This is a genomic window from Microbulbifer agarilyticus, from assembly GCF_001999945.1.
Taxonomy (GTDB): Bacteria; Pseudomonadota; Gammaproteobacteria; order Pseudomonadales; family Cellvibrionaceae; genus Microbulbifer; species Microbulbifer agarilyticus_A.
The window spans coordinates 142,573-164,202 of record NZ_CP019650.1 but is presented as its reverse complement, the minus strand read 5'-3'; the positions used below and the strand labels follow the sequence as shown (position 1 = coordinate 164,202).

Genomic DNA, 21,630 nt, shown 5'->3' with positions numbered 1-21,630 from the left:
ACCGGCAGAAATATCTCAGGGCGGGCAAGCGATACCAATTTTCTTGCGTAAACGTTACCATTCGGCGCTCGTTCGTTACCTGATCGCGCGCGTATCGCGCCACTCAGACCATTGCGCAGCCCCGCGCAGAGAGCAACAGAAGAGCAATAACAGGTACTCCGGTGTCCATTAAAAAAGTCGCGCAACTTGCTGGCGTATCCACGGCAACCGTCTCCCGCTACCTGAATAACCCGGAGCAGGTGAAAGAACATACCCGCCGCAAAGTTCAGGCCGCCATCGACGAAACCGGCTACGCACCCAACACGCTGGCGAGGAACTTCCGCCGCGGCCGCACCAGCCTGATTGTGGTGGTCTTACCGACGGTGGGTGACCCCTTCCTGGACAATGTAATGCGCGGAATCTGGCGCGTTGCCGATGAACTGGGCTATTCCATTCTGATTCGCGACACGCAATCCAACTCCCATGAGTTTGATGAATACACCGATATGGTGTTCTCCAAACAGGCGGATGGTATTTTGCTGCTGGCCAGTATTTCCCCGTTCGAAGAACCTACCGATAGGAAGTCCAGCAACAAGGTACACCCTCCCATTGTGTTGGGGCTGGAGAGTGTCACCGCTGAACTGAATCAATTCCCGAGTGTGCGTGTGGACAACGTGGCTGCGGCCGCGGACGGCACGGATTACCTGATCCAGTTGGGGCACCACCGCATTGGGTTTATCGCCGGCAAGCGCAACTCGCTGCTGACCCATGACCGGGAAAAAGGCTTCCGCAAAGCCATGCGCAAGGCCAAGCTGTCCGTCGATAGCGGCTGGGTAGTCGAGGGCGAGCAGACACTCGAAGGAGCGCGCCGCGCAGCGCGCCGACTGCTGACACACAAGCAGCGTCCGACCGCGATTTTCTGCGCTAATGATGAAATGGCACTGGGCGCCATCCATGAAATCAAAAACGCGGGCCTGAAAATTCCGCAGGATATTTCGGTTATTGGCTTCGACGATATCCGCTACGCGGAAATCATGGACCCACCACTGACCACGATTGCCCAGCCCGCGGAGGAAATCGGCGAGCGCACCATGCGCCGGCTGTGCCAGGCCATCGATGGCACCGATACAGATGCGGAACCGGAAATCGTGCCGCACAAACTGATCGTACGTAAGTCCACCGGCACCGCACCCCGCTAACCTCTGCCGCCTACCCCGGTGGCTTTCTTGCCCGCGCCCGGCAAACCAATTGCCGGGTGTCCCCTTATCTCGACGCGATGTACCCGATACTTCAGCATTGCATAATGTAAACGTTTACATTAGTCTGCCTGTATAACTCATAAAACCAGCGGGCCCACCGGGCACCCAACCTCGATAGCGACCATGAGCAACATTGATACTGCCGCGCGCACAACCGCGGAAAAGAGCCCTGTGCACTGTGTATGGGACGCCAAGGCCACACTCGGCGAAGGCCCCTGCTGGGTGGCGCGGGAACAGGCCATCTACTGGGTGGATATCAAACAGTATCAGTTGCACCGGCTGTGCACGGTCACCGACCAGCGTCGCAGCTGGCATATCCCCGACCAGCTCACCGCGCTGGCACCGCGCCGAAACGGCGGTTTCATCGGCACCCTGCGCGATGGTTTTGCGCTGCTGGAAATTCCCCAACTTGGCGACCGGGTACACATTAAAAGACTCGGCACGCCGGAACAGGAAGCCGCCGGCAATCGCTTTAACGATGGCAAGGTCGATGCCAAGGGGCGCTTCTGGGCGGGCAGCATGGACGACGATGAAACCAAACCCACCGGCTCACTTTATCGTCTCGACGGCGACTGCAGCTGGCAACATATCGATGACAATTACATCATCACCAACGGCCCTACCTTTAGCCCGGACGGGCACACGCTGTATCACACAGATACTCTGGCCCGCACGATTTACGCATTTGATGTAACCGGTGATGGCCGGGTCGGCAACAAGCGCGTGTTTTTCCAATTCGACGAATCCAGCGGTTTCCCCGATGGCATGACGGTAGATGAAGAAGGCTGCCTGTGGGTGTGCCATTTCTTTGGCTGGGGAATCACCCGCATATCGCCAAAGGGCAATATCGTTGGTCGTCTGAAGCTGCCCGTTTCCAACGTCACCAGCTGTACTTTCGCCGGTGATCGCCTGGAAACACTGTACATCACCACCGCACGTAAGGGGCTAACCGAGGAACAGCTGTTGGCGCAGCCTCTGGCAGGTGGTCTGTTTCGCTACGAACCTAAAGTCCGCGGCCTGGCGCCGGGAATATTTTCCGGCTGAGTTCCCGTCTTGAACTCGTCTACGCAACGATCCCAAACTTAACGCTTCGGAACTTAACTATGCAAAAGCGCATTCTCGCGGAAGATATCCTTCCGGCCGATGGCACCGCCGGCACACTGGTTGGCCGGGCCTGGATCCCCGCCGCACGCAGCCAAAATAACGTTGCCGGCCCCAGTCCAATCCTGGTGGCGGAGGATGGCGTTTTCGACCTCAGCCAGATCGCGCCCACGTTTTCCACACTGATTAATGCGGGCTTTAATCGCAGCAATATTGATACCGATAAAATCCGCTACCTATGCAGCACCGAAGATTTGCTGGAAAACAGCCATAGCGAATCCCGTGACCCGGCACTGCCGCATTTGCTCGCACCGGTAGATCTGCAGGCGGTTAAAGCCTGTGGCGTGACATTCATGTGCAGCATGCTGGAACGGATTATCGAAGAGCGGGCCGGCGGTGACAGCGCGCGTGCTGCACAAATTCGTACACAACTTTCCTCTGTCATTGAAGGCAGCATTTCCGATATCAAACCCGGCTCCAAAGATGCAGAAGCATTAAAAGCCGTACTGCAAAAAGAAGATCTCTGGTCGCAGTATTTGGAAGTGGGAATCGGCCCCTATGCCGAAGTGTTCACCAAGGCACAAGTGCTTTCCAGCGTGGGCAGCGGCGACGATGTGGGCATATTGCCATTTTCCGAGTGGAACAATCCGGAGCCGGAAATCGTACTGCTGGTAAACAACCAGGCACAGGTCGTTGGCGCCACGCTTGGCAATGACGTTAACTTGCGAGATATCGAAGGGCGCAGCGCACTGCTGCTGGGTAAAGCCAAGGACAACAATGCCTCCTGCGCCATTGGTCCACTGGTGCGCCTGTTTGACAACACCTTCTCCATTGAAGATGTGCGCAAGGCAGACGTTCAATTGAATATTCGCGGCGAAGATGGGTTCGAATTGAATGAAGTCAGCCCCATGACTGCCATCAGCCGCGACGTACTGGATCTGGTGGGCCAGACCTTTAACGAAAATCACCAGTACCCGGACGGTATCGCCCTGTTTACCGGTACCCTCTTCGCACCGACACAGGATCGCGATCATCCCGGCCAGGGTTTTACCCACAAGCTCGGCGATGCAGTGACCATTGCCACACCTAAACTGGGCGCGCTGGTAAACACCGTCACTCATACCAATCGGGCACCGCAGTGGGAATTCGGTATTTCTGCACTGATTAAAAATTTAAGCGAACGCGGATTGCTGTAATCCGCTCGCGCTGAATCAAACGAAAATCTCAGGACCTCATCATGACCATCAAAAAGAATTACATCGCCGGCGAATGGGTCGAAGGCGTCAGCACCACACGCAACGTCAACCCAGCCGATACCAGTGACATCATTGCGGAATACGCGACCGCAGACGCAGAGCAAACCAAAGCCGCAGTCGACGCAGCACGCGCTGCTTTCCCGGCCTGGTCTCAGGTGGGTATTCAGCAGCGCAGCGAACTGCTCGACCGTATCGGCCAGGCAATTCTCGATCGCAAACAGGAGTTGGGTGAGCTGCTGGCCCGTGAAGAAGGCAAATCACTGCCGGAAGCTGTTGGTGAAGTGGGCCGCGCTGGCCAGATCTTCAAATACTTCTCCGGTGAAGTACTGCAAATGCGCGGTGAATTGCAGCCGTCCGTGCGCCCCGGCCTCGACGCCAGTGTCACTCGCGAGCCACTGGGCGTGATTGGCATGATCACTCCCTGGAACTTCCCGATCGCGATCCCCGCGTGGAAAATTGCCCCAGCGCTGGCTTATGGCAACTGCGTGGTATTCAAGCCCGCCGAACTGGTGCCGGGTTCTGCCCATGCACTGGCAGAAATCATCGTTGAAGCCGGTGTACCCAGTGGCGTATTCAACCTGGTGATGGGACCCGGTCGTGTGGTTGGCGATGTTATCGTCAACAACACCCAGGTAGACGGCATCAGCTTTACCGGTTCCGTTGCCACCGGTCGCAATATTGCCGCGGCCGCGGTTGGCCGCATGGCAAAAGTACAGCTGGAAATGGGCGGCAAAAACCCGCTCGTGGTACTGGACGATGCGGACCTGAATACCGCAGTGGAGTGCGCGATCAACGGCGCCTTCTTCTCGACCGGCCAGCGTTGTACCGCTTCCAGCCGCCTAATCGTAACCGAAGGTATCCACGACCATTTTGTTGAAGCCATGGTGGACCGCCTGAAGACCCTGAAAGTCGGCAACCCACTCGATGCCGCCACCCATATCGGCCCGGTCGTTGATGAGCGCCAGCTGCAGCAAAACCTGAACTATGTGGAAATCGCCAAGGAAGAAGGTGCAAAACTGATTTTCGGCGGCGAACAACTGCAACTGGAAACCGAGGGATTCTTCCAGCAGCCGGCCCTGTTCGTGGACACCACTTCAGACATGCGCATTAACCGCGAAGAAGTGTTTGGCCCTGTGGCTACCGTGATCAAGGCACGCGACTATGAGCATGCACTGGAACTGGCTAATGACACCGAGTTTGGCCTCTCCGCGGGTATCGTTACCCAGTCATTGAAAAACTCGACGCACTTCAAGCGTCACTCACAAGCGGGTATGGTTATGGTGAACGTGCCCACTGCCGGCGTGGATTACCATGTACCATTCGGCGGTCGCAAAGGTTCCAGTTATGGCGCCCGCGAACAGGGTAGCTATGCGCGTGAGTTTTACACCACTGTAAAAACCGCTTACACCCTTGCGTAACAGGGCTGCGAGCGGCGTTTATCGCCAACGGAGATAGCCAATATGAAAATGCAAATTCCGGCCGGTTCAGTAAACGACACGAAAAACGTCTTATTAACAAGGCAAGCTAACCCGCGTCGGAATTTGTCAGGTTCGACACGCCCGGCCACCCCACCGGTGGCCAATAACAGCGTGCGCTACCCGGATGAATTTGAACGCCGCTTTGTGCTCAGCAATAACTAACAAGCCGATCCAACTATGAGCGATTCCACCAAAAAATCCGTCCGTCCGTTTCGCAGTGCCCGCTGGTTTGATGACAAGGCACACGCCGACCACACGGCACTGTACCTGGAGCGCTATTTTAACTTCGGCTTGACCCGGGAAGAGCTGCAATCGGGGAAACCCATCATCGGTATTGCCCAGACCGGTAGTGACCTGACCCCATGTAATCGGCACCACAAGGATCTCGCACAGCGCGTAAAGGACGGTATCCGCGATGCCGGCGGTATTCCCATGGAATTTCCGGTGCACCCGATCTTTGAGCAGGGCCGCCGGCCGACGGCGGCGCTCGATCGCAACCTGGCGACACTTGGGTTGATCGAAACCCTGCACGGTTATCCTATCGATGCGGTAGTGCTCACCACTGGCTGTGACAAGACCACCCCGGCCACCCTGATGGCCGCCCTGCAACTGGACCTTCCTGCGATCGTGTATTCCGGTGGCCCCATGCTGAACGGGTGGAAGCCAGTAAGCTGTGAAGGGGATGCGGATTCCAAAAAACAGGAACACGAAGAGCGTGTTGGCTCCGGTACCGCGATCTGGCAAAACCGTGAGCGCCTGGCCAAGGGTGAGTTGGATTACGCGGGCTTTATGGATGCATCCGCAGAATCCGTACCCAGTGTTGGCCACTGCAACACCATGGGCACCGCGCTTTCCATGAATTCCCTGGCGGAAGTACTGGGTATGTCTCTGCCCGGTTGTGCAGCCATTCCCGCACCCTATAAAGAGCGTTCACAGATGGGCTACCACACCGGTCGCCGCATCGTAGAGATGGCATTCGAGGACCTGAAACCGTCAGACATTCTCACCCGTCAGTCGTTTATCAATGCGGTGGTCGCGTGCAGTGCGCTCGGCGGTTCTACCAATGCACTGGTGCACTTGCTGGCGCTGGCGCGCACTCTCAAGGGTGTGGAGCTGAGCATGGACGACTGGCAGCAGTATGGCGAAGATATTCCATTGCTGGTGAACTGTATGCCCGCCGGTAAATACCTTGGCGAGGAGTTCTACCGCGCCGGTGGTGTACCGGCACTGCTCCAACAGTTAATTGCCGATGACCTGATTGATGGCAGCCAGAATACCGTCACCGGCCAGTCCATCGCACACAACTGTGAAGGCTTCCAGGTTCGCAACCGCGATGTGATTTTCCCCACCGAAAAACCACTGATGGAAAAAGCCGGTTTCGCGATTATGCGCGGCAACTTCTTCGACTCCGGATTAATGAAGAAATCGGTGATCACCGACGCTTTTCGCGAGAAATACCTGTCGCACCCGGATCACCCCCAGTGCTTTACCGCACGCGCCATCGTATTCGACGGCCCGGAAGACTACCGAGCCCGCATCGATGACCCCACCCTGGATATCGACGAGCAGTGCATACTCGCAATCCGAAACGTCGGCCCGATCGGCTACCCGGGTTCCGCCGAAGTGGTCAATATGTTGCCGCCCAAGCGATTGGTTAAGCAGGGCATCACCTGCCTGCCGACACTGGGTGATGGCCGCCAGAGTGGCACCTCCGGCAGCCCGTCTATTTTGCATATTGCACCGGAAGCAGCCGCTGGCGGCGGCATCGCACTGCTGAAAACCGGCGACCGGATTCGTGTAGATATCGCCAACCACCGGGTGGATGTACTGGTCTCGGACGCGGAGCTGGCGGAGCGCCGGAATGCACTGCAGGTGCAGCCACTGGTGAACCAAACCCCGTGGCAGGAAATCTATCGCAATTCGGTCAGCCAACTGGATACGGGCGCAGTGCTGGAAACCGAAGAGGAATACGTGCGGATTCTCGACGAGCATCCTGTAGGGCGCCACTCCCACTAGGCGTGGGCCGTAACGCAGGTGTGGGAAGTAACGCAGGCGACGCCATGCAGCGAAAGCCTATAACCGCAAAACTTAGCTGGGGATGTTGAGCACTACCTTGCCAATGGAATTGCCGCTGCGCAGGCACTCGATGGCATCGTGGGCTCGCGCAAAGTCGTATTCATGACCAACGTGGGGCGCGGGCAAATTCAGGTTCGCGCAGCCACTCAACAATTCATCAAACAATGCCTGTTCCTGCCATAACCAGATCAGGTTAAAGGCCAGCACGGATTTGTTGGTGCTGATCATATCCATCACATCGTAGCGCGGACGCTTCAGGTACAACCAGGCCGCTTTCAGCCAGTTGGGTTTATCACCCGGAGTAAACTCCGCCGCACCAAATACTACCAGACGCCCGGTCGGCGCAAGCGCCGCGAAACACTGCTGCTGGAGCTTGCCGCCAATCCCATCGAGAATGGCATGCAGTGGCTGCCCGCCCAGTTGCAGTTTTAACTGATCGGCAAAATGTTCGCCGCGGACAATCACATCAGAAAAACCCTGCGCGGCGAGAAAGTCACGTTTCTTTTCCGAACTCACAGTACCAATGGGAATGGCGCCCATTTGCTCAGCCATACGCATCGCTTGCAGGCCGACACCACCCGCCGCACTTTGAATCAACACCTGTTGCCCCGGCTTTACCGCCGCGAGATTGGTCAGCGCATAGTAAGCGGTAAGGCTCTGGGCGGGAAAGGCAGCACCCTCGGCAAAACTCCAGGCGTCGGGAATCTTGCGGCAATGCTGCACGGGTACGTCGATAACGGAGGCATAGCCACCAAAACGGGTACAACCGTACACACGGTCGCCCACCTTTAGATCCGTTGGCGTATCTGCGGCTACTTCACTCACCACCCCGGCAAATTCCAGCCCGGGAATAAAACTCCCTTCCGGTGTCGCGGAGTACAAACCGGTCAGTGCAAAAATATCCGCGAAATTAAGCCCGACGGATTTCACCGCCACGCGTACCTGGCCACTAGCAAGGGACGAAAGTGGCTCTTCTAGCAGCCGTAGATTACTGATCGCACCGGCCTTGTGTGTACGCCATACGTGCCGGGTTTGCTCCATTTTTAATTCCTTAGTTTTATTTTCCAGATCCTACGCGCAACCAGTGCCAAAGCGTCCCTGGATCGGCATATGAGAGTAACGATATTCCGGGGTCAAGTGCCAGTGAACCTTGCATGGCTCGCCGGTCGATGTGAAGTTTGTCCCACTTCCAGACATGCTGTATAACCATACAGGCCCCGGATGGCGCCCATACCCTTCAACCAAAATTGATTTCCCTAGTAAACTCCCATGGCCGAGCCTGTCGAACTGGCACCAGACTATTACCTAAGCAATTTCCACGCCCTTGTGGAATTTGTGGTAACGCGCTACGACGCGCTACTGTCTGACGAAGAGCGGAGTTTCCACCAGTGCTTCTGTGCACTCGATACCGACAGCCAGCGACTCTATGTACGCCTGCTGTCACGCAAGGGCGTGCCCTCTTCCTTTGGCGCACTCTTTCGGCAATCCAAACTGGCGTACCAGGAAATTAACAACCTGCCGCAAGCGGCGGAGACCCTGGTGACGACCGGCCTGTTCCTGCGCAACCCTGCACCGGACCTGACAGAAATTCTGCCGCTGTTCACCAAAACCGAACTGCTTGCCAGCAGTGCCGAACCGCTACCCAAGACACTCAAGCGCCCGGCACTGGAGCAGGCACTCCTCGCGCAGGACCACGACGCTCTTCGCGCGCGGCTCACCCTTGATGAACCTCTGCTCGCGGTACAGGCGGCGGCACACTTCGAAACCTTCAAGCTATTGTTCTTCGGTAACCTGAATCAGGACCTTACTGATTACGTACTGCGGGACCTTGGACTATTCCGCTACGAAAATTATCCGTTGGAGCAGTCGCAACTGCCATTTAAAAGCCGCTCCCAGGTCGAGCGCTACCTGCACTATTACGCGTGTCTTGCACAAGCCGAGCAGGTACTCAGCGAAGATGCGCAAGCCATCACCACCCTCGCCGCCGAACTGCCAGAAAATGCGCAAGGTGATACCACGCTGCAACGGCGACTGGATCGCCTGCGCCTGGCACTGGCGCGCCAACTGGAGCGACTGCAGGCATTGGAAGCGGCCAATACACTGTACCACCAATGCCAGCGCCCGCCGGCGCGCGAGCGCCGCGCCCGTATCGCCGCCACTCAAGGGGATACCGACGCAGCCCTGGCTGTCTGTGCACAGATACTCGGGCAGCCGGAGAATGCGCAGGAGCGCGAATTCGCTGCGAGCTTCGGCCACCGCACCGCCAAGAAAACCCCACACTGCGACAACTGGCCTGCACCAAAGCGTTATCGGGCACCGACGCATACTGTCACCCTCGTACAAACCGATGAGCGGGTGGAAGTCCGGGCTGCACAATATCTCGCTGACACCGCTGCCGGCAATCAATGCTTTTATGTGGAAAACACCCTGATCAACGGCGTATTGGGCCTGGCCATATGGGATATCGTGTTCGCGCCAATTCCCGGTGCTTTCTTCAATCCGTTTCAGGTTGCGCCGAGCGATTTTCGCAGCGCAGATTTTTATCCACAGCGGCAGGCGGCATTCACCCAGAGGCTGGGGGAACTGCAGGAAACCGGGCTCGGTAAATGGGTATGGCACCACTATCGCGAGAAGCGCGGCATCGCCAACCCGCTGGTGCACTGGGACGGACTTTCAGAGCCACTGCTGGAACTGGCACTGTCACAGATTCCCACCGGGCACTGGCTGGCACTGTTTCGCCGGCTGCTGAATGACATTGCCCATCACCGCAGCGGCTTTCCGGACCTGATTCTGTTCCCCACTGGCGGCGGCTATGAGTTGGTAGAAATCAAAGGGCCGGGAGACCGCCTGCAGCAGAACCAGCAGCGCTGGCTGGCTTATTTCGCCCAGCACCGGATACCGCACCAGGTATTGCATGTTGAGTGGGGCACTTTGTGACTGGCACCGCGAACGCGCCTCTAGACAGCGCTGAGTGCCGCTCCAAAACGGAAGATGTTCTGCGACTCTCGGTAGGGGAACTGGTGGAGTTTGCCTGTCGCAGTGGCGACCTGATTAGCGAGCACAGGCACGGCGGGCCTACAGCCGCGGAAGGCATCCGCGCGCACCAGCGCCTGCAACGCAAACGCCCGAAAGGCAGCGAGGCGGAATATCGCCTGCAGGTAGAACTGGAGCAGGACGGTCAGGCAGTGGCGCTCAATGGACGCGTTGACATACTGCACCCCCAGGTGGACCTGCATACCCCAGTCCAACTCGACGAGATCAAAACCACCTATGTACCACCGGAAGTGCTCGGGGAATCCGCACGCGCCCTGCACTGGGCACAGCTGAAAATCTACGGCTTCTGCTACGGTCTGCAGCACCAGTTCACGGCAGATACACCGGTGGCCCTGAAAATGCTCTGGCACAACCTCAAGGACAAGAAAACCTACCCCGAATCCCGCGAGTTCCGCTGGGGAGAACTTGAGGCCTTTACCCGCGAAGCGCTCACCACCTACATAGAATGGCATCGGCGCTGGCAGGCGCACCGGCATGCCGTGCGCGCGTCGGCTCGCGCACTGGCATTTCCTTTTCCAGACTACCGCGCCGGCCAGCGCGAACTGGCTGTGGCCGCCTACCGCTGCCTGCGCGACGGTGGCGAGCTGGTGGTGGAGGCACCCACCGGTATCGGCAAGACCATCAGCACGCTGTTCCCTGCCATCAAGGCGATGGGAGAGACCCCGCTCGATCAGCTGGTCTACCTGACTGCAAAAAATTCTGGCCGTCAGGTAGTGCGAGAAACGGCCACACGCTTACATGATCGTGGACTAACACTGTCGATGCTGGAGATTCAGGCGCGGGACAAAACCTGTGCGTGCAGCCTGGGCCTGTGCAGCCGCGACGACGCCGGCATTTGCCCACGCACCCGCGACTTCTTCGACCGCCTGCCGGAAGCCCGTATCAACCTCCTGGGCAAGCCGTTGCTGACCCCAGAAGTCATTGCCGAAGAAGCGGACCGCCTGCAGCTGTGTCCGTTCGAACTGTCACTGCAGATGCGCCCGTGGGTGGATTTGGTGGTATGCGATTTCAATTACGTGTTCGACCCGCTGGTACAAATACATCGATTGCGGGATACGAGCCGGCAACGCGCACTGTTAATCGATGAAGCCCACAATCTGGGAGATCGCGCCCGTGGCATGTTCAGCGCAATCCTCAAGCGCAGCGACAGCCGCCGCGCCGCAGCCGCCAGTAAAGGCTCCCACCCGAACCTGCACCGTGCTATCCAGTCGCTGGTCAGAGCACTGGACAAATGGGTAGAGGAGCAGCGCGGCAGTGCGGGATGTCCGGCAGAGAACACTGCCGAGATATCCACAGCGGCAAATTTTCCCACCGAGGAAGCAAACAATCGCGAGTTGTGGATAACTTCACTGGCGGACGGCACACCGCAAAAGATCAGTGCCGCGGTGCAAAAAGTGCTGCTGGTTGTGAACCAATTGTGGGAGCAAGGCCAGCTACCCCCAGAGGACATCAATGACTGGCTGCGGTCGCTGTTTCGCTATCAGGTAATCGAGCAGTTGGTGGCGGAACAGCATCGCTGTGTTACCCGCGCCCAAAGCGCCACCAACCCCGACAGTCGCTGGCGGGAGCAGGAAGTCGAATTACTTTGCCTGAATGCCGCCATGTATTTACAGCAGGCATACCAAGCCTTCCATGCTGTCATCGGGTTTTCCGCCACCCTCCGCCCACCCGGCTACATCTACCAGCAGCTCGGCTGGCAACAAGATGCGCCTTACCTCGCCCTGCCCTCACCATTTCGCAGCGAGCAGCTGGGACTTTTCCTGTGCCCATACGTGGATACCCGCTACCGTGCACGGGACCGTGCCGGCGAGCACCTGGTGGAGCTGATCGCGCGCACCTATCAAAGCCGCCCGGGTAACTACCTGGTGTTCTTCCCCTCCTATCGCTTCCTCCAGCAGGTGGCCGAGCGCTTTACCAGTACCTACCCGGAGGTCCCGCTGCTGCTACAGGAATCGGGCAGCTCCGACCAACAGCGCGCAGAATTCCTGCAGCAGTTTCAGTCGGGTAACCGCACTCTGGGGTTTGCCATCATGGGGGGGATCTTTGGCGAGGGGATCGACTATGTGGGCGAACAGCTGATCGGTACCATTGTGGTCGGCACCGGACTGCCGCAGGTCAATGAAGAGCAGGAACTGTTGCGAGCAACCTGGGAGCAGCAAGGGCAAAATGGCTTCGATATCGCCTATCGCTACCCCGGACTCACCCGGGTATTGCAAACCGCCGGGCGGGTAATACGCACAGAGAGCGACCGCGGCGTGGTGATTCTGGCAGACTACCGCTTCGCCGACCCATTTTATCGGGCCCTTTACCCACAACACTGGCAACCACACAGCTGCCGCAACGGTCAGGCGCTGTCCGACGCACTGGCAAGGTTCTGGAACGAATAATTTTCTGCACGCATGGTTTTAGATCGCAAGTTTTACCGACGCAGCCCGCATCTCAACCCACACCTCAGCCCCCAATCGGGTGCACAGGAAACTGTGGGCTTTAACGATGTGCGTAAACGCTTCGACTTCCGCTCCATCGCTATTGGGCGCTGGGTCACCGAGGCGGAAAAAACCCGCGCGGCGGGATTGTTTTACGGCGCGCTGGAAGACCTGATGACTATTCTGCAGGGGCCGGAATTGCTCATCTCCTTGCGCGGCACCCTCGCCTTCCAGTACGGTACCGGCGGCCGCCCGGGTATTTGTGCCCACTATGAACCCGGAACCCGTACCTTTGCCCTGGCAAAAAACGCCGGCCCCGGCTCCATTGCCCACGAGTGGTTCCACGCGCTGGACCACTACCTCGCCGGCAAAGCGTTTAGCGATGCACCGGGAAACATGTTCGCCTCGGAAGCCTGGCTGCGCGAAGCCACACCGGTGCCCCATCCCATCAATGACCGGCTATTTGCCTGTTTCCGCGCGATTATGCTGGATGAGAGTGGGGAGCACCCCAGTGACATGTTCCGCGCATCAAAAGCGGCGGACAAAGCGAATGGCTGCGTCTACTACGCGTCACCAGCAGAGATGTGCGCGCGAGCCTTCGAAGCCTTTGTGCAGGACGCGACCATCTCCAACAATTTCCTGGTGGCCGGCACCAAAGCAACGGAAGAGGCAAGATTGGGGCTGTATCCACAGGACGCGCAGCGCACGCGGATCAATCTTGCCTTCACGGATTACTTCACTGTGCTGGGCGCGAGCTTGCGGCGCGCTGGTCAGCAATAAACTGGTTCATCTGCGCTTCCAGCATCTCCATGGGCACCGCGCCGTTGGCAAGCAGCGCATCGTGGAATGCGCGCAGATCAAATTGATCGCCCAATTCCCGTTCGGCTTTTTCACGCAACTCGCGAATCTTGATCTCACCCATCTTGTAAGACAGTGCCTGTCCCGGCCAGGAAATGTAGCGGTCTACTTCCGCGCGCACATTGCCTTCAGATAAGGAGGTATTGTCGGCGAGGAAGTCCAGAGCCTGCTGACGGCTCCAGCCCTGGGAGTGGATACCGGTGTCGATCACCAGACGCGCGGCGCGCCACATTTCATAACTCAGGCGCCCGAAACTCTGGTAAGGGGTATCGTATACCCCCATCTCTTCACCCAGTCGCTCGGTATACAGTGCCCAGCCCTCGCCAAAGGCGCTCAAGTACAGGTTCTTGCGGAATGCGGGGACGTCTTCCAATTCCAGTGACAGCGCGCCCTGTAGGTGGTGCCCTGGTACTGCTTCGTGCAGGGTCAGTGCGACCAGTTCGTAGAGCGGGCGCTGGTCCAGTGCATAGGTATTCAGCCAGTAGGCGCCGCCGCGGGTGCCGCCGATCGCTGCGGGATTGTAGGACGCGGTGGTGTAATTGGGGGCGATTTCATCGGGCACCGGTACCACGCCGTAGGGCAGGCGCGGCAACTTGCCGAAGAATTCCGGCAGGCGGTAATCGATGTTCTTGGCGATGTACGCGGCTTCCTTTAGTAGCTCCTGCGGTGTTTCCGCATAGAATTGGGGATCGGTACGCAGGAACTCGGTGAACTCCTCAAAGCTGCCGTCAAATCCGCTGTCTTCAATCAGCTGATTCATTTCTCCACGGATACGCTTCACTTCCGCCAGTCCAATCTTGTGGATGGCATCCGGGTCCATATCCAGGGTCACATAGGTGCGAATAGCATGGCGGTAGTAGTCTTTGCCGCCGGGCAACTGCTCGGCACCGAGGCTGTCGCTGGCCGCGTTCAGGTAATCGCCTTCGAGAAAGGTAGCCACGCGATCAAACGCAGGCATGGCGTATTCAAGAATGGCCTGCTTGCCCTGCTCCTGCAGGCGCTGTTTGTCTTTGTCTGAAAAGCTCTCGGGAAACTTTTTGAATGGCTCGTAAAGACTACTCTTGGTCGGATCCTGGTAGACCTGGGCACGTACCGTCGGTGCAATGCCCTCAATCACGATTTTCGGCAACACGAAACCGTCTTTGATGCCCGCGCGCATATTCGCAATACTTTCATCAAAGAAGCGACCGGTATCCTCGAGACGTTTGATGTAATCCTCGTAGTCCGATACCTGCGGCATATTCAAGCCGCGACTGGCGCTGAGGGCGGTATTCCAGAAGCTGTAGAAGGTATTGATCGGGGTGCGGTCCAGATAGAGTTCGTTTGAATCGATGGAATTATTCAGCACCCACAGCAGCAGGTCGCGGTTGACCTGTTGATCCCGCGACAGCTTCTCGGAGTCAATCTTCTCCAGGCGCTCTACAAACGCTTTTTCTGCCTGCAAGCGACGCGCACGATCGTCATCGGCGACGCGGGGTAAGCGGTCGTTATAGCGCTTGTCACCCATGCGGCTGGCCGCCGTCGGGTTCTCTTCAAGGTAGTACTGCCAGTGGTCGTCGATAACTTGCTGTAGCTGCTGAGCAGCGTTGTCAGCTAGAGCGCTGGCGCTGAAGATAAAAAGTGCAACCGCAACCAATAACCGTGGCAGGCTGCGAGAGGGGGAAAACATGACCGACATGTGATTCTCCGGTTCTGTACCTAGTCGGTCGTAAACATACCATGTCCACCGGACGCTTTGTTGTCCTATTCACATTGGCCTATTCACATTGGCCTATTCACATTGGCCTAGTCACATTGGTCTAGTCACGCCGCCCCATACAAGTTGACCCATTCATCGAGACGGGTTCCTTATTAAGCAATACTCTTGATCAACCCGCCTTCCGCTTTGATGCTCGAGCCGTTGATGGCGATACTCAGCGGTGAGGCGACAAAAGCCACCACCGCGGCAATTTCTTCCGGATTGATAAAGCGCTGCAACAGTGATGTCGGCTCGGTCTCCTGAAAGAAGTCACGCACAAAATCCTCTTCCGATTTGCCTTGCACTTCCGCACTCTCCTTGAGCCAGGTTTCAACGCCCGAGGTAAGCGTCGGGCCCGGCAGTACAGAATTGACGGTGATATTACGGCCGCAACCGCGGGTCAAATTTGCCATCCCGCGCCCCATGACAATTTGCGCCCCTTTAGTAACCGAGTAGTGCACCATGCTCTCCAGGCCCCGCATACCCGCCTCGCTGGAAATGTTGATCACACGACCGAAATCCTGCTCCAGCATCTTCGGGAAGTAGTAGCGCGACAGTCGCACGGTACTCATCACATTGACATCGAGGAAGTTGCGCCACTCTTCATCGGAAATTTCCGCAAAGGGTTTCGGGTTAAAAATGCCCATATTGTTCACAAGAATTTCAAGCACACCATGCTTGTCGATCTCGCCACAAACTCTTTCAGCATCACCTGCGTCCGCCAAGTCACCATCGATGCCAATCGCTTCCCCAAATTGTGCGAGTTCCGCCGCCGCATCCGCACTGCCGGAGCGACCGTTGACGATTACCCGGGCACCTTCCCGTAGCAGGGTAACGGCAATAGCGCGCCCTATGCCCTTGGTAGAACCACTGATAAATGCCAGGCGGCCGTTTAATTGCAGGTCCATGGTTTACCTCCCAATAAATTCCCCCATGGTAGTTTCGGTTTGTTTTGGATCAAAAAGGTGCCGTTCAATGCCCGCGGGACTACACTATGCGCGCCCGCGCAATTTCTTGGGCAGATTCAAGTTGGGCAAATGCGGGCTTATCGCCCTCGGCGCCATGCACAACCCACAACACAAGACAAATCGTTATGCAGAAGCTTCCCCTGCGAATCGACATCGTTTCCGATGTGGTTTGCCCCTGGTGTGTTATCGGGTACTACCGACTGCAGCAGGCCCTGGATAATTTTGACCAGGCCATTGATCCCACGATTAATTGGTTACCGTTCGAGCTGAATCCGGATATGCCCAGTGAGGGGCAAAACCTGCGCGAACACATCGCTGAAAAATACGGTACCAGTCCCGAGGAAAGCATTGCCGCACGCGAGCGCCTCACCAAGCTGGGTGCGGATGTGGGCTTCCCCTTTGATTACTTCGATGAAATGCGCATGGTAAACACCTTCCATGCCCATCAGTTATTGCACTGGGCGGTAAGTGAGGGCAAGCAGCATGCCCTGAGCCTGCAGCTCTTTGCTGACTTCTTCAGCCATCGAAGAGATGTTAGTGCATTCGATATATTGATTGCTGCAGCGGAAAGTGTAGGTTTAAATAGTTTCGCCGCACGAGATGTACTGGCGCAGCAGACCTATGCCAATGATGTGCGTCAGCTGGAACAGGGAATCGCCAGCAAGGGTGTGCGCGGTGTGCCGCTATTTGTGTTTAATGCGCAATACGCGTTAAGTGGCGCTCAGGAAGTAACAACCTTCGAAGCGCAACTGCAGCGCATAATTGATGACAAACATACGGCTTGATACCCGTCGTATCGCAATTTTGATCTAAGTAGATAGTAACTATAGAGAGCAACTATGATGCGCTTATCCATGGTAACCGCTGGATGCCTTGTGGGCTTGACCGGCCTGCTGCAAGGCTGCCAGCAAAAGAATACCGCAACAATTCCCGCCGACACTTTCCTGAAAAATATCTCTACCTATTGCGGCAAGGCGTTTGCCGGCAAGATTGTCGCCAATGAGCCAAAAACGGATACGCCCGATCCTTTTGAAGGCAAGCAGCTGATCATGCATGTGCGGGGCTGTGACCAACCCGGTACGCAAATCAAGATTCCCTTCCATGTTGGTGATGACCATTCCCGTACCTGGATACTCACACGCACCGAGAATGGGTTGAGGCTGAAACACGATCACCGGCATAAAGATGGCAGCGACGATGCTGTCACCATGTATGGCGGTGATAGCGAAACCGCCGGTACCGAAGCGCGCCAGGAATTTCCTGTAGATGCAGAATCCATTGCGATGTTCAAAAAAGAAGGATTAACCGCATCGGTTGAAAATACCTGGGCGATGGAGATACACCCGGGGGAAAAATTTGCCTATGAGCTTACCCGTCCAAGCGGCCGCAAATTCCGCGTGGAGTTTGATTTGCAGAAACCGGTAGCTACGCCACCGGCTCCCTGGGGTTCACAAGATTAGGATGGCCGGTTCTGGCTGCTTTCAAGCTTGAGAAACGTCTGCGCATAAAAAAGGCCACCCAAGGGTGGCCTTTTTGTATAAGAACAGCGGCTTACTGCTGCTCTACCACCTGCTCAATACGACCAAAAATCGACTGGCCTTTGTCATCCAACATCTCGATGGCGATGCTGTCACCGAACTGCATAAACGGCGTGGTGGGCTTGCCGTCCTGGATGGTTTCAATCATGCGAATTTCCGCAATACAGCTGTAACCAACACCACCCTCTTTCACCGGCTTGCCGGGGCCGCCGTCAAGTTTGTTGGATACGGTACCGGACCCGATGATGGTGCCGGCGCCCAGCGGGCGAGTCTTCGCCGCGTGGGCGATTAACTGACCGAAGTGGAAAGTCATATCCACACCGGCGTTCGGCTCACCGAACTTGCCGCCGTTCAAATGGGATACCAGTGGCAGGTGCAGTTTGCCCTGTTGCCAGGCATCGCCAAGCTGTTCCGGGGTTACGCACACCGGGGAGAATGCACTGGACGGCTTGGACTGGTAGAAGCCAAAGCCTTTGCCCAGTTCATTCGGGATCAGGCCACGCAAGGAGACGTCATTTACCAGCATCACCAGCTTGATGTGCTTGAGCGCACCTTCGGGGGAAACGCCCATGGGCACGTCGTCGGTGATGACGGCAATCTCCGCTTCAAAGTCGATGCCGAAGCCTTCGCTCTGCGGCATTACTACCGGCGCACGGGGGGCGAGGAAAGTATCGGAACCGCCCTGGTACATCAGTGGGTCGGTCCAGAAGCTGTCCGGCATTTCTGCATTGCGCGCCTTGCGCACCAGCTCTACGTGATTCACATAGGCGCTGCCATCGGCCCAGTGGTAGGCGCGCGGCAGGGGTGAATGACACATGGCCTGGTCGAAGGCCTCGCCCGCGACCTCACCGCTGTTCAGTTTGCTTTGCAGTGCTTCCAGCTGGGTGGAAACAGTTGCCCAATCATCCAGGGCGCTTTGCAGTGTGGGTGCGATTTCGCTGGCATCCGCCATGCGGGTCAAATCATCGCTCACTACGACGAGCTTGCCGTCGCGGCCACTTTTCAGGCTGGCTAACTTCACTGTGCCGTCCTCTTAATAATTGATTGATTTAGGGGTCGAGAGCCTTGAACTCTTCTTCACCATGCATCCAGGCCGCGTGTCGCGGTGCCTTCTTGGTTTGCGACCACTCTTCCAGCATATCTTCGGCGACACGCTTTAACTCCTTGTGCATACCGGGCTTGGCGGTATTCGCAGCAAGTTCGATGCGGTGGCCGTTTGGATCGAAGAAATAGATGGATTTAAAAATCGTGTGGTCAGTGGGGCCGAGCACATCAATGCCGGCATCTTCGAGCTTCTGCTTCATCGACAGCAGCTCGTCCATGCTCTCCACTTCCATCGCGATGTGCTGTACCCATTGCGGGGTATTTTTATCGCGGCCCATATCCGGAGAATTCGGCAGTTCGAAAAACGCCAGTACATTGCCCTGCCCTGCATCGAGGAACACGTGCATGTAAGGGTCAGGTGCCCCGGTGGAGGGCACCTTGTCTTCGGCGATCGCGAGCTGGAATTCCATACCCAGGAGATCGCGGTAAAACTCCACGGTCTCCTTGGCATCTTTACAGCGATAGGCCACGTGGTGGATTCGTTGAATCGCCATAGCTATTTATCCAAGTTATCCAGAGTGGAACCGGGGCGCTTAGGCCGCCGGCTTGTCTTCGTTACCGATCACACCACGCTCAAGCTGGTCGCGCTCGATGGATTCGAACAGGGCCTTGAAGTTACCCTCGCCGAAACCTTCGTCTTCTTTACGTTGGATAAACTCGAAGAACACCGGGCCAAGCATGTTGGCGGAGAAAATCTGCAGCAACAGGCGTGGCTGGCCGCCCTCGGTGGTACCGTCCAGCAGGATGCCGCGGGACTTGAACTCTTCGGTAGGCTCACCGTGACCCGGCAGGCGCTCTTCCAGCATGTCGTAGTAGGTATTCGGCGGCGCGGTCATGAATTCCATGCCCTGGGCCTTGAGGCGGTCCCAGCAAGCGAGAAGGTCATCACAGGCAAAGGCGATGTGCTGGATGCCTTCGCCGTTGTACTTCATCAGGAACTCTTCGATCTGGCCACCACCACCGGCGGCTTCTTCGTTCAGGGGGATGCGGATCTTGCCGTCCGGCGCGGTCATGGCTTTGGATAGCAGACCGGTGTATTCGCCCTTGATGTCGAAGTAGCGGATCTCACGGAAGTTGAATAGGTCTTCGTAGTACTTGGCCCAGTAGTCCATGCGGCCGCGGTATACGTTGTGGGTCAGGTGGTCGAGGGTGTGGAAACCGCAGCCTTCCGGATGACGATCAACACCTTCGAGCCAAATGAAGTCGATATCGTAAATGGACTCGCCTTCTTTATAGCGGTCAATCAGGTACAGGGTGGCACCGCCGATGCCCTTGATCGCCGGCAGGCGCAGCTCCATGGGGCCGGTTTCAATATTGACCGGCTGGGCACCCTTCTTCAGGGCTTCGTTGTAGGCAAGCGTCGCGTCTTTGACGCGGAATGCCAGACCACAAGCAGATGGACCATGTTCTTGGGCATAGTAGTATGCGTGGCTGCCCGGCTCATAGTTGGTAATAAAGTTGATATCACCCTGACGCCACAGCTCCACCTCTTTGGTGCGGTGACGGGCTACCTTGGTGAAGCCCATGGCCTCGAACACGGTTTCCAGAATGCCTTTCTCAGGGGCTGTGAACTCGACGAATTCAAAGCCATCCAGGCCCATGGGGTTCTCAAACAAATCGGCCATGTGATCCTCCGTTATTCAGGATTCGTTATTAGGACCAGGGATGCGGCTTGTGGCCGCTGGGTCCACTTGGTTTCAGGTGCAACGAATTTAGTTACGCGTGTAACTAATGTCAATAGGTAGATGACGCAGCCCATCTATTGATAGATCCAGAATGGGGGTTTGGGGGAGAAATAAGTGACTAACGGGGCGGTTTTAGTCTAAATGTGGAATTGACCATACAACGGATGAAGTTAGATCAATTACCTGCCGGGCACACAGCTGTCATTTTCCGTAAAGCTCTGGCGAACAATAGCTGAATACCGGGCTGGATGGAGTCAAATAGGGACACTGCAAAGTGTACTCAGGGCAGGAAAGTCCGCTCACGGACAATTTTTTCCGGGTTGTCTCTGACCAGCTGCCAGGCGAGTGATTCGCCAACAATCTCTTCAGCAACTTTGCGGCCTTCCGCCAGATTTGGAGGGCGCCGAATTATATGGTGCGCGTCAGTAGCCAATACGGTGACCAAACCTTGCTTGAGAATTTGCTTCGCGCGCACCTGCGCCGTCACCCCAAACTGCCCCACCAGAGCACCTGCAGTAACCTGAAACAAACAACCCGCATCTACGAGAGGCTTTATTCGACCAAGATCGCGCAAAATCTCTTTGTTCCGCTCCGGGTGCGCGATCATAGCGCGGATATTTTGACGAGCCAGCCAGCCGACCAAATTCGTAATACCCGCAGGAATATGGCTATGCGGCATTTCTAACAAGATGATGGGGTCACCTTCCCAGTGACCGAGCGCGGGTAACTGACCAGAAGAGGCAAGATTGATCAGGTCCTCTGATACTCGTATCTCTGCTGCCAGAGCGAATTTAACGCCAAGATCTTCATCAGTAGGGAGCTGGTCGAGAAACTGGCGAAAGGCATTGCCAATCGAGTTCACCGTATTGGGGTAACGCCCAGGGTGAATATGCGGCGTTGCGACCATATGAGTGATGCCATTTGCTGCCGCGGCACGAACCAGACGCATGCTGTGTTCGAACGTACGAGGGCCGTCATCTATGCCAGGCAGAAAATGGTGATGAAGATCTATCATGCGAGAATACTACCGCATTTAATGCATGCAGATCGTAAAAACAATAGTCAGGTAACTGCTCACCTATAAAAGAACCAGAACCAGAACCAGAACCC

The 21,630-nt window shown here is 56.7% G+C and carries 18 protein-coding genes; 11 read left to right on the top strand and 7 right to left on the bottom strand.

Annotated elements, in window-relative coordinates; translation table 11 throughout:
* Positions 1-161 precede the first annotated feature (161 nt).
* From Mag101_RS00655 to Mag101_RS00635, 6 genes are all read left to right on the top strand, one after another.
* Positions 162-1,178: a LacI family DNA-binding transcriptional regulator gene (locus Mag101_RS00655; RefSeq protein WP_077399361.1), complete on the top strand. Its 1,017-nt coding sequence runs from the start codon at positions 162-164 to the stop codon at positions 1,176-1,178.
* A 183-nt stretch (positions 1,179-1,361) separates the two neighbouring features.
* Entirely contained in the window at positions 1,362-2,282 is a 921-nt protein-coding gene (locus tag Mag101_RS00650) for an SMP-30/gluconolactonase/LRE family protein (protein WP_077399359.1), read from the top strand.
* A 59-nt stretch (positions 2,283-2,341) separates the two neighbouring features.
* Complete coding sequence (locus Mag101_RS00645; RefSeq protein WP_077399357.1) at positions 2,342-3,535, top strand: fumarylacetoacetate hydrolase family protein; 1,194 nt, start codon at positions 2,342-2,344, stop codon at positions 3,533-3,535.
* Positions 3,536-3,576: 41 nt separating this feature from the next.
* On the top strand, positions 3,577-5,013 hold the full coding sequence (locus Mag101_RS00640; RefSeq protein WP_077399354.1) for an aldehyde dehydrogenase family protein: 1,437 nt from the start codon (positions 3,577-3,579) through the stop codon (positions 5,011-5,013).
* A 42-nt stretch (positions 5,014-5,055) separates the two neighbouring features.
* Positions 5,056-5,235, top strand: a complete 180-nt coding sequence (locus Mag101_RS17720; RefSeq protein WP_157520065.1) for a hypothetical protein — start codon at positions 5,056-5,058, stop codon at positions 5,233-5,235.
* A gap of 15 nt (positions 5,236-5,250) precedes the next feature.
* Entirely contained in the window at positions 5,251-7,089 is a 1,839-nt protein-coding gene (locus tag Mag101_RS00635) for an IlvD/Edd family dehydratase (protein ID WP_077399351.1), read from the top strand.
* Between the two features lie 72 nt (positions 7,090-7,161).
* On the opposite strand, the gene Mag101_RS00630 is transcribed toward Mag101_RS00635, so the two are convergent.
* Positions 7,162-8,190: a zinc-binding dehydrogenase gene (locus tag Mag101_RS00630; RefSeq protein WP_077399348.1), complete on the bottom strand. Its 1,029-nt coding sequence runs from the start codon at positions 8,188-8,190 to the stop codon at positions 7,162-7,164.
* Positions 8,191-8,418: 228 nt separating this feature from the next.
* Here Mag101_RS00630 and Mag101_RS00625 point away from each other — a divergent pair, with 228 nt between their 5' ends.
* Genes Mag101_RS00625 through Mag101_RS00615 form a run of 3 tightly spaced genes read left to right on the top strand, consistent with a single transcriptional unit; the run spans position 8,419 to position 13,409 of the window.
* Positions 8,419-10,086: a VRR-NUC domain-containing protein gene (locus Mag101_RS00625; protein WP_077399345.1), complete on the top strand. Its 1,668-nt coding sequence runs from the start codon at positions 8,419-8,421 to the stop codon at positions 10,084-10,086.
* On the top strand, positions 10,083-12,590 hold the full coding sequence (locus tag Mag101_RS00620) for an ATP-dependent DNA helicase (RefSeq protein WP_077407954.1): 2,508 nt from the start codon (positions 10,083-10,085) through the stop codon (positions 12,588-12,590). The genes Mag101_RS00625 and Mag101_RS00620 overlap by 4 nt, the downstream gene beginning before the upstream one ends.
* Positions 12,591-12,602: 12 nt before the next feature.
* Complete coding sequence (locus Mag101_RS00615; protein ID WP_010131278.1) at positions 12,603-13,409, top strand: CLCA_X family protein; 807 nt, start codon at positions 12,603-12,605, stop codon at positions 13,407-13,409.
* On the opposite strand, the gene Mag101_RS00610 is transcribed toward Mag101_RS00615, so the two are convergent.
* Together Mag101_RS00610 and Mag101_RS00605 are read right to left on the bottom strand one after the other, a co-directional pair.
* Positions 13,366-15,165: a DUF885 domain-containing protein gene (locus Mag101_RS00610; protein WP_077399342.1), complete on the bottom strand. Its 1,800-nt coding sequence runs from the start codon at positions 15,163-15,165 to the stop codon at positions 13,366-13,368. The two genes, Mag101_RS00615 and Mag101_RS00610, sit on opposite strands and share 44 nt — an antisense overlap.
* Before the next feature lie 173 nt (positions 15,166-15,338).
* Positions 15,339-16,133 (bottom strand): SDR family NAD(P)-dependent oxidoreductase, encoded by a 795-nt coding sequence (locus tag Mag101_RS00605; protein ID WP_077399339.1) that lies wholly within the window; start codon positions 16,131-16,133, stop codon positions 15,339-15,341.
* 185 nt (positions 16,134-16,318) lie between these two features.
* On the opposite strand from Mag101_RS00605, the gene Mag101_RS00600 reads away from it, so the two are divergent.
* Positions 16,319-16,978, top strand: coding sequence for a DsbA family oxidoreductase (locus tag Mag101_RS00600; protein WP_077399336.1), 660 nt, complete (start codon positions 16,319-16,321; stop codon positions 16,976-16,978).
* Positions 16,979-17,032: 54 nt separating this feature from the next.
* Positions 17,033-17,653 (top strand): hypothetical protein, encoded by a 621-nt coding sequence (locus Mag101_RS00595; protein WP_232325083.1) that lies wholly within the window; start codon positions 17,033-17,035, stop codon positions 17,651-17,653.
* 91 nt (positions 17,654-17,744) lie between these two features.
* Here the strand turns inward: Mag101_RS00595 and Mag101_RS00590 are convergent, their stop codons facing one another.
* The 4 genes from Mag101_RS00590 to Mag101_RS00575 form a co-directional block, all read right to left on the bottom strand.
* Positions 17,745-18,752, bottom strand: coding sequence for a fumarylacetoacetate hydrolase family protein (locus Mag101_RS00590; protein ID WP_077399333.1), 1,008 nt, complete (start codon positions 18,750-18,752; stop codon positions 17,745-17,747).
* A gap of 28 nt (positions 18,753-18,780) precedes the next feature.
* Positions 18,781-19,329, bottom strand: coding sequence for a VOC family protein (locus Mag101_RS00585; protein WP_077399330.1), 549 nt, complete (start codon positions 19,327-19,329; stop codon positions 18,781-18,783).
* Positions 19,330-19,368: 39 nt separating this feature from the next.
* Positions 19,369-20,460, bottom strand: a complete 1,092-nt coding sequence (hppD, locus tag Mag101_RS00580; protein ID WP_077399328.1) for a 4-hydroxyphenylpyruvate dioxygenase — start codon at positions 20,458-20,460, stop codon at positions 19,369-19,371.
* Positions 20,461-20,800: 340 nt separating this feature from the next.
* On the bottom strand, positions 20,801-21,535 hold the full coding sequence (locus Mag101_RS00575) for a tyrosine-protein phosphatase (protein WP_077399325.1): 735 nt from the start codon (positions 21,533-21,535) through the stop codon (positions 20,801-20,803).
* Positions 21,536-21,630 lie beyond the last annotated feature (95 nt).

Excerpts from the sequence above, each read along its gene's own strand:
- Mag101_RS00650 (WP_077399359.1), top strand. The coding sequence starts at position 1,362 with ATGAGCAACATTGATACTGCCGCGCGCACAACCGCGGAAAAGAGCCCT.
- Mag101_RS00645 (WP_077399357.1), top strand. The coding sequence starts at position 2,342 with ATGCAAAAGCGCATTCTCGCGGAAGATATCCTTCCGGCCGATGGCACC.
- Mag101_RS00640 (WP_077399354.1), top strand. The coding sequence starts at position 3,577 with ATGACCATCAAAAAGAATTACATCGCCGGCGAATGGGTCGAAGGCGTC.
- Mag101_RS17720 (WP_157520065.1), top strand. The coding sequence starts at position 5,056 with ATGAAAATGCAAATTCCGGCCGGTTCAGTAAACGACACGAAAAACGTC.
- Mag101_RS00635 (WP_077399351.1), top strand. The coding sequence starts at position 5,251 with ATGAGCGATTCCACCAAAAAATCCGTCCGTCCGTTTCGCAGTGCCCGC.
- Mag101_RS00630 (WP_077399348.1), bottom strand. The coding sequence starts at position 8,190 with ATGGAGCAAACCCGGCACGTATGGCGTACACACAAGGCCGGTGCGATC.
- Mag101_RS00625 (WP_077399345.1), top strand. The coding sequence starts at position 8,419 with ATGGCCGAGCCTGTCGAACTGGCACCAGACTATTACCTAAGCAATTTC.
- Mag101_RS00615 (WP_010131278.1), top strand. The coding sequence starts at position 12,603 with ATGGTTTTAGATCGCAAGTTTTACCGACGCAGCCCGCATCTCAACCCA.
- Mag101_RS00610 (WP_077399342.1), bottom strand. The coding sequence starts at position 15,165 with ATGTCGGTCATGTTTTCCCCCTCTCGCAGCCTGCCACGGTTATTGGTT.
- Mag101_RS00605 (WP_077399339.1), bottom strand. The coding sequence starts at position 16,133 with ATGGACCTGCAATTAAACGGCCGCCTGGCATTTATCAGTGGTTCTACC.
- Mag101_RS00600 (WP_077399336.1), top strand. The coding sequence starts at position 16,319 with ATGCAGAAGCTTCCCCTGCGAATCGACATCGTTTCCGATGTGGTTTGC.
- Mag101_RS00595 (WP_232325083.1), top strand. The coding sequence starts at position 17,033 with ATGATGCGCTTATCCATGGTAACCGCTGGATGCCTTGTGGGCTTGACC.
- Mag101_RS00585 (WP_077399330.1), bottom strand. The coding sequence starts at position 19,329 with ATGGCGATTCAACGAATCCACCACGTGGCCTATCGCTGTAAAGATGCC.
- hppD (WP_077399328.1), bottom strand. The coding sequence starts at position 20,460 with ATGGCCGATTTGTTTGAGAACCCCATGGGCCTGGATGGCTTTGAATTC.
- Mag101_RS00575 (WP_077399325.1), bottom strand. The coding sequence starts at position 21,535 with ATGATAGATCTTCATCACCATTTTCTGCCTGGCATAGATGACGGCCCT.